5 protein-coding genes are annotated in these 6,141 nt (G+C 74.8%); 1 reads left to right on the top strand and 4 read right to left on the bottom strand.

Annotation, left to right across the window (positions count from 1 at the left end):
• The 4 genes from LWC35_RS38495 to lpdA form a co-directional block, all read right to left on the bottom strand.
• Positions 1 to 1,171 (bottom strand): FAD-dependent oxidoreductase (locus LWC35_RS38495; RefSeq protein WP_232875533.1); only part of this gene is annotated, 1,171 nt, incomplete at its 3' end.
• Positions 1,168 to 2,058, bottom strand: coding sequence for a TIGR01777 family oxidoreductase (locus LWC35_RS38490; protein ID WP_232875532.1), 891 nt, complete (start codon positions 2,056 to 2,058; stop codon positions 1,168 to 1,170). The genes LWC35_RS38490 and LWC35_RS38495, both read right to left, overlap by 4 nt.
• Positions 2,059 to 2,182: 124 nt before the next feature.
• Positions 2,183 to 4,021: a 2-oxoglutarate dehydrogenase, E2 component, dihydrolipoamide succinyltransferase gene (gene sucB / locus LWC35_RS38485; protein ID WP_232875531.1), complete on the bottom strand. Its 1,839-nt coding sequence runs from the start codon at positions 4,019 to 4,021 to the stop codon at positions 2,183 to 2,185.
• A gap of 50 nt (positions 4,022 to 4,071) precedes the next feature.
• Entirely contained in the window at positions 4,072 to 5,454 is a 1,383-nt protein-coding gene (lpdA, locus tag LWC35_RS38480) for a dihydrolipoyl dehydrogenase (RefSeq protein WP_232875530.1), read from the bottom strand.
• A gap of 208 nt (positions 5,455 to 5,662) precedes the next feature.
• Between lpdA and LWC35_RS38475 the strand changes: the two genes are divergently transcribed.
• Entirely contained in the window at positions 5,663 to 6,019 is a 357-nt protein-coding gene (locus tag LWC35_RS38475; RefSeq protein WP_232875529.1) for an oxidoreductase, read from the top strand.
• The last annotated feature ends 122 nt before the right edge of the window (positions 6,020 to 6,141 follow it).

Raw genomic sequence — 6,141 nt, 5'->3', positions numbered from 1 at the left:
TGTCCCGGTGGTCGCCGCACACGAACAGTCCGTCGCCGAGCGCGACGCCGCTGCGCAGCGGGCGGCCGGGGAGGAAGGCGGGCAGCGCACCGCGGACCTCCGCGGTCTGCACCAGCTCCCAGCCGTCCGTCCCGGTGGCGTAGATCCGGGCCAGCTCACGGCGCACCTCGACCTCGGGGATCGCCGGGCCGACGACCGTCGAGGACACCAGCGGGCGGCCGGACGCCGAGTACTCCGGCGCCGCCGCCGTCAGGACCACCGTGTTCGCGACGGGCCCGCCGGTCCCGTCGAGGTGCAGGACCGGCTCGTCGGCGGGTGGCTCCGGCATCGTGTGGTACCAGGTCGTGAGCGTGCTGGTCTCCGGTGCGGTCAGGCCGGGGAGCAGCCGCGCCGCGGTGGCCGCGTCGGTCGCCACGACGACGGCGCGCGCCGCGATTTCCCCGCCGGCGGTCCGGACCACCGGGGTCGTGCCGCCCGTCACGGCCTCGACCGGAGTGCGCAGCCGCACCGGCAGCCCGGCGGCCAACCGGCGGGGGAGGGCCTCCATGCCGTCGGCGGGCACGAAGATCCGGCCGAGCGCGAAGCTCCGCCACACCAGCCGGACGAAGCCCTCGCTGGTCACGAGCTCGCGGTCGGCGAGCACGCCGGAGAGGAAGGGCCGGAGGAACGTCTCGGTGGCCGTGCCGCCCAGGCCGGCGGCCGCGAGGTCCGCGGCGGCCGAGCGGGCCGTGCGGAGGGCGGTGCGGCCGGGCGGGGTGGCGAGCACCCGGGCGGTCCAGGCGCCGAGCCGCGCCAGGTCCGCGGGCGGGAGCGCGCGCAGCGACGCGGGCGCGCCGGTGGGGCTGCGCAGCGGGTTGACGAACCGGCGCAACGCCCCGTCGGCGGTCCGGATCGCCGCACCCGGCACGAACGCGCGCATCGCCAGCGACTCCGGCCCGTCCGGCCCCAGGACCGTGCGCAGCGCGGGGTAGGCGGTGTTGAGGACCTGGAAGCCGCGGTCGCAGCGGAAGCCGTCCACGACGTCCGTCGCGATCCGGCCACCGACCCGGTCGGCCGCCTCGAGCACCGTGACGTCGAGCCCCCGGCGGCGCAGGATCCGCGCCGCCCGCAGCCCGGCGACGCCCGCCCCGACGACCGCGACGTCGGTGTCGGGCGTGCGCGCGGCGGTCATGCCCGGACGGCGGCGGAGAGGGCGTCGGCCAGGGTGGTGTGGCGGAAGGCGAAACCGGCCCCGAGCAGCGCCCGCGGCATCGCGCGCTGCGAGTACAGCAGCATCTCCCGGCCCATGTCGCCGAGCACCGCGGTCACCGCGAACGCGGGGACGACCAGCGGCGCGGGGCGCCCGACGGCGCTCGCGAGCGTCTGGGTGAAGACCGCGTTGGTCACCGGGGTGGGCCCGGTGACGTTGACCGGCCCGCGGAGCGAGTCGTTCTCGACGGCGAACCGGATGGCCGCCACCTCGTCGTCGAGCGAGACCCAGGGCATGTACTGCTCGCCGCTGCCGATCCGCGCGCCCAGGAACGCCTTCCACACCGGGCGCATGAGCGCGAGCAGCCCGCCCGACGGCGACAGGACCAGCCCGGTGCGCAGCCGGACCACCCGGACACCGGCGTCGGCGGCCGGGGCGGTGGCGGCCTCCCAGTCCCGGCACACCTCGGCCAGGAACCCCTCGCCCGACGGCGCGGACTCGTCGACCTCCGCCGACCCGGCGTCGCCGTAGTAGCCGACCGCCGAGCCGCTCACGAAGGCGGGCACCCCGGCGCGGGCGACGGCGCCGGCCAGGACCTCGGTCGGGACGTTGCGGCTGTCCCGGATCGCCTGCTTGCGCGCGCCGCTCCACGGCCGGTCGGCGATCCCGACGCCGCCCAGGCTCACCACGGCGCCGGCCCCGTCGAGGGCGCCCTCGTCGATCGCGCCCGACGGCGGGTCCCAGCCCCGCTCGTCGGGGGCCGAGGGGGCGCGGCGGACCAGCCGCACGACCTCGTGGCCCGCCTCCCGGAGGCCGGCGACCAGGGCGGTTCCGATCAGGCCGGACGAACCGGCGACGACGACGCGCACGGCCCGGATCCTTCCGAACCCGGCCGGGGCGCGCGACCCGGGCACGCCGACACGGGTGCGTGAGAACGGCCGGAGGGGCCCCGCGACCTGCGGGACCCCTCCGGATGTGACGTTGCGGCGGGTGTCAGAGGCCGAGCTCGGCCTCGAACGCGCCCTCCTCGAGCCGGGCGCGGATCGCGCTGACGAACCGCCCGGCGTCGGCGCCGTCGACGATCCGGTGGTCGTAGGTCAACGGCAGGTAGCAGACGGACCGCACGGCGATGACGTCCTCGCCGTCCGGTCCCGCCACGACCTTGGGCTCCTTCGCGATCGCGCCGGTGCCGAGGATCGCGACCTGCGGCTGGTTGATGATCGGCGTGTCGAACAGCGCGCCCGCGCTGCCGATGTTCGTGATCGTGAAGGTGCCGCCGGACAGCTCGTCGGGCTTGATCGTGTTGTTGCGGGTGCGGGCCGCGACGTCGGCGATCTTGCGGGCGAGCCCGGCCAGCGACAGGTCCTCGGCGTTCTTGATCACCGGGACGAGCAGGCCGCGCGGGGTGTCGACGGCGATCGCCAGATGGACGTTGCCGTGGTACTCGATCTGCTTGCCGTCCTCGGAGATCGAGGCGTTGACGGCCGGGAAGGCCTTCAGGGCCTCGACCGTGGCCTTCGCGAAGAACGGCAGGTAGGTGAGCTTGACGCCCTCACGCTGCTCGAAGGCCGCCTTGGCCCGGGCCCGCAGCTTGGCGATCCGGGTGACGTCGACCTCCTGGACGGTGGTCAGCTGGGCCGAGACCTTGAGCGACTCCGTCATGCGCTGGGCGATGACCTGGCGCAGGCGCGGCATCTTCACCGTGGTGCCCGGCTGCGGGGCGTCGGCGGCGCGCGCCGGCACCTTCGTGGGCTCCTTCGGCGCGCCGGTCGGGGCGCTCGGCGCGGCGGCCGGCTGCTCCGCGGCGGGCTGCGGGGCGGCCGGGGCCTTGGCCGACTCGGCCGCGGCGAGGACGTCCTGCTTGCGGATGCGGCCGCCGACGCCCGACCCCTCGAGGGTGTCGAGGTCCACGCCGTGCTCCGCGGCCAGCTTGCGCACCAGGGGGGTCACGTACGGCGGGGCGGAGGTGCCCTTGGTCTCTGCCTTGCCGTTGCCCGAGGGGGCCGGCGCGGTCTCGGCGGCGCGGGCGGTGTCCTCGGTCTCCGGCTTCGCCGGCTCCGGGGCGGCCTGCTCCTCCTCGACCGGCTCCTTCGGGGCCTCCTGCTTCGGGGCCTCCTGCGGTGCCGACTTCTGGGGGGCCTCCTGCTTCGGCGGCTCCGGGGTCTTCTCCTCGGCCTGGGCGGGCGCGGCGTCGGCGTCGCCGATCAGGGCCAGCTGGCCGCCGACCTCGACGGTGTCGTCCTCGCCGACCGACAGCTCGAGGACCGTGCCGGCGACCGGCGACGGGATCTCGGTGTCGACCTTGTCGGTGGAGACCTCGAGCAGCGGCTCGTCGACCTCCACGGTGTCGCCGACCTGCTTGAGCCAGCGGGTCACGGTGCCCTCGGTGACGGACTCGCCCAGCTCGGGCATGGTCACCGGGGTGCCGCCACCGGAGGGCGTGCCGGTCGCGGCCTTCGGCGCCTCCTGCGGCGCCTCCTGCCGGGGCGCCTCGGCCTGCTCCGGCTCCGGCTCGGCCTCCGCGGACTCCGCCTGGGGCTCGGCGGCCTCGGACTGCGGCTGGGCCTCGGGCTGCGCGGACCCCTCGTCGGCGCCGGCGTCGCCGATCACGGCGAGCTCGCCGCCGACCTCGACGGTCTCGTCCTCGCCGGCCACGATCTTCTGCAGGACGCCGGCGACCGGGGACGGGATCTCGGTGTCGACCTTGTCGGTGGAGACCTCGAGCAGCGGCTCGTCGACCTCGACGGTGTCGCCCTCCGCCTTGAGCCAGCGGGTGACGGTGCCTTCGGTGACGCTCTCACCGAGGGCGGGCATCTGGACGGAGAAGGCCATGTCTGCTCGGATCCTCTTTCGACGTGCGGTGGTGTGGTCCGTCCGGGACCTCAGCCGTGGGTGTGCAGGGGTTTGCCGGCCAGGGCGAGGTGTGCCTCGCCGAACGCCTCGTTCTGGGTGGGGTGGGCGTGGACGAGCGGGGCGACGTCGCCGGGCTCTGCTTCCCAGTTGTAGACGAGCTGGGCCTCGCCGATCAGTTCGCCGACGCGGGCGCCGACCATGTGGATCCCGACCACCGGGCCGTCCTTGGCGCGGACGAGCTTGATGGCGCCGGAGGTCTGCAGGATCTGGGACTTGCCGTTGCCGCCGAGGTCGTAGGTCAGGGTCTCGATCTCCCCGAACTTCTCCTTGGCGGCGGGTTCGGTGAGGCCGACGGAGGCGACCTCGGGCTCGCAGTAGGTGACCCGCGGGATGCCGGCCTCGTCGATCGGGGCGGGGTCGAGTCCGGCGATGTCCTCGGCGACGAAGATGCCCTGGGCGAAGCCGCGGTGGGCGAGCTGCAGGCCGGCCACGATGTCGCCGACGGCGTAGACCCCGTCGAGGTTCGTGCGCAGCCGCTCGTCGGTGGTGACGAACCCGCGGTCCATGGCCAGCCCGGCCTCGTCGTAGCCGTGGCCGGTGGTGTTCGGGCCCCGCCCGACGGCGACGAGCAGCAGGTCGGCCTCGATCTCCTCGCCGGACTCCAGGGACACGGTCACGCTGTCGTTGACCTGTTTGGCGCCGGTGAACTTCACCCCGGTCTTCGCGGTGATCTTGCGGCGGCGGAAGGCGCGCTCGAGGAGCTTGGAGGCGAACTCGTCCTCGCCCGGCACCAGCCGGGGCAACGCTTCGACGACGGTGACCTCGGCGCCGAAGGAGCGCCACACGGAGGCGAACTCGACCCCGATCACGCCGCCGCCGAGCACCACGACCCGCTGCGGCACCTCGTCGAGGGTCAGGGCCTGGTCGGAGGTGACGATCCGGCCGCCGATCTCCAGCCCGGGCAGGGTCTTGGAGTAGGAGCCGGTGGCCAGCACGACGTTGCGGCCGGTGTAGGTGGTGCGGCCCGAATCCGAGGCGACCTCCACCGAGCGCGGGCCGACGAAGGTGCCGGCGCCCTCGACGAGCTCGATCTCGCGGCTCTTCACCAGGCCCTGCAGGCCCTTGTGGAGCCGGGCGACCACACCGTCCTTGTAGGTGTTGACCCCGGTCATGTCGATGCCGACCAGCTGGGAGAGCACGCCGACCCTGGCGCCGTCGCGGGCGGCGTCGGCGACCTCGGCCGCGTGCAGCAGGGCCTTGGTGGGGATGCAGCCGCGGTGCAGGCAGGTGCCGCCGAGCTTGTCCTTCTCCACCAGCACCACCGACATGCCCAGCTCCGCCGCCCGCAACGCGCAGGCATAGCCACCCGAGCCGCCGCCGAGGATCACCAGATCGGCAGTCCGTTCGGGCACGTCCGTCCTCCTCGCTCGCGCGCTCTGGTGCTCTCGGTCGGTGCCGGCCGGGTGCTGGTCGGTGCTGGTCCGTGCGGTTCGCGCGCCCGGTGCTCCGTCCGGGCGGCCCCATCTTGTCACTCGACGACGGCAGTCGCTGGAACAGGTCCGGGAGAAATCCGGACAGGTCGCGCGTTGGCGGGGTGACGTCGAGCAGAGCGGAGGGCTCATGGGACTGTTCGGCCGGAGGCGCGCCGGTGGGCGGCGTGGTGCCGCGGCCGCGGACGCCGAGTACCTGCGCGACTGGGCGACGGTGCGCGAGGGGGTGGAGGCGTTCGTCGAGCCCCGCACCACCGTGACCGAGACGACGATGGTCCTCGTCGCGAAGGACGGGGAGTGGACGCGGCGCCGGGTCGCCGGTCCGGAGGGCGCCCGCAAGCTCGCGCGGTCGCTGCGGATCCCGGTCTACGACGCGCAGATCGTCGGCTACCCGCAGCGGATGCGCGACCACGACGCCCGCCGGCGGGTGCTGCGCGAGCGCGAGCGCCGCCGCGGGCTGGGGGAGCTCGGCGGGTACGGCTCCTAGGAGACTGCTGAAAAGCTCGGGTGTCGGACCGCGAGTTGATCTCGGGCCGCTGGGACGATGTCCGGGTGCAGGGACGGTCTGATCCGCAGCGTGAGCTGCTCGATGTTGAGTCCGTGGCCGGG

The organism is Pseudonocardia kujensis, from assembly GCF_021283305.1.
GTDB classification, from domain to species: Bacteria; Actinomycetota; Actinomycetes; order Mycobacteriales; family Pseudonocardiaceae; genus Pseudonocardia; species Pseudonocardia kujensis.
The sequence above is the reverse complement of the archived record's forward strand: the minus strand, read 5'-3'. Positions and strand labels throughout refer to the sequence as shown.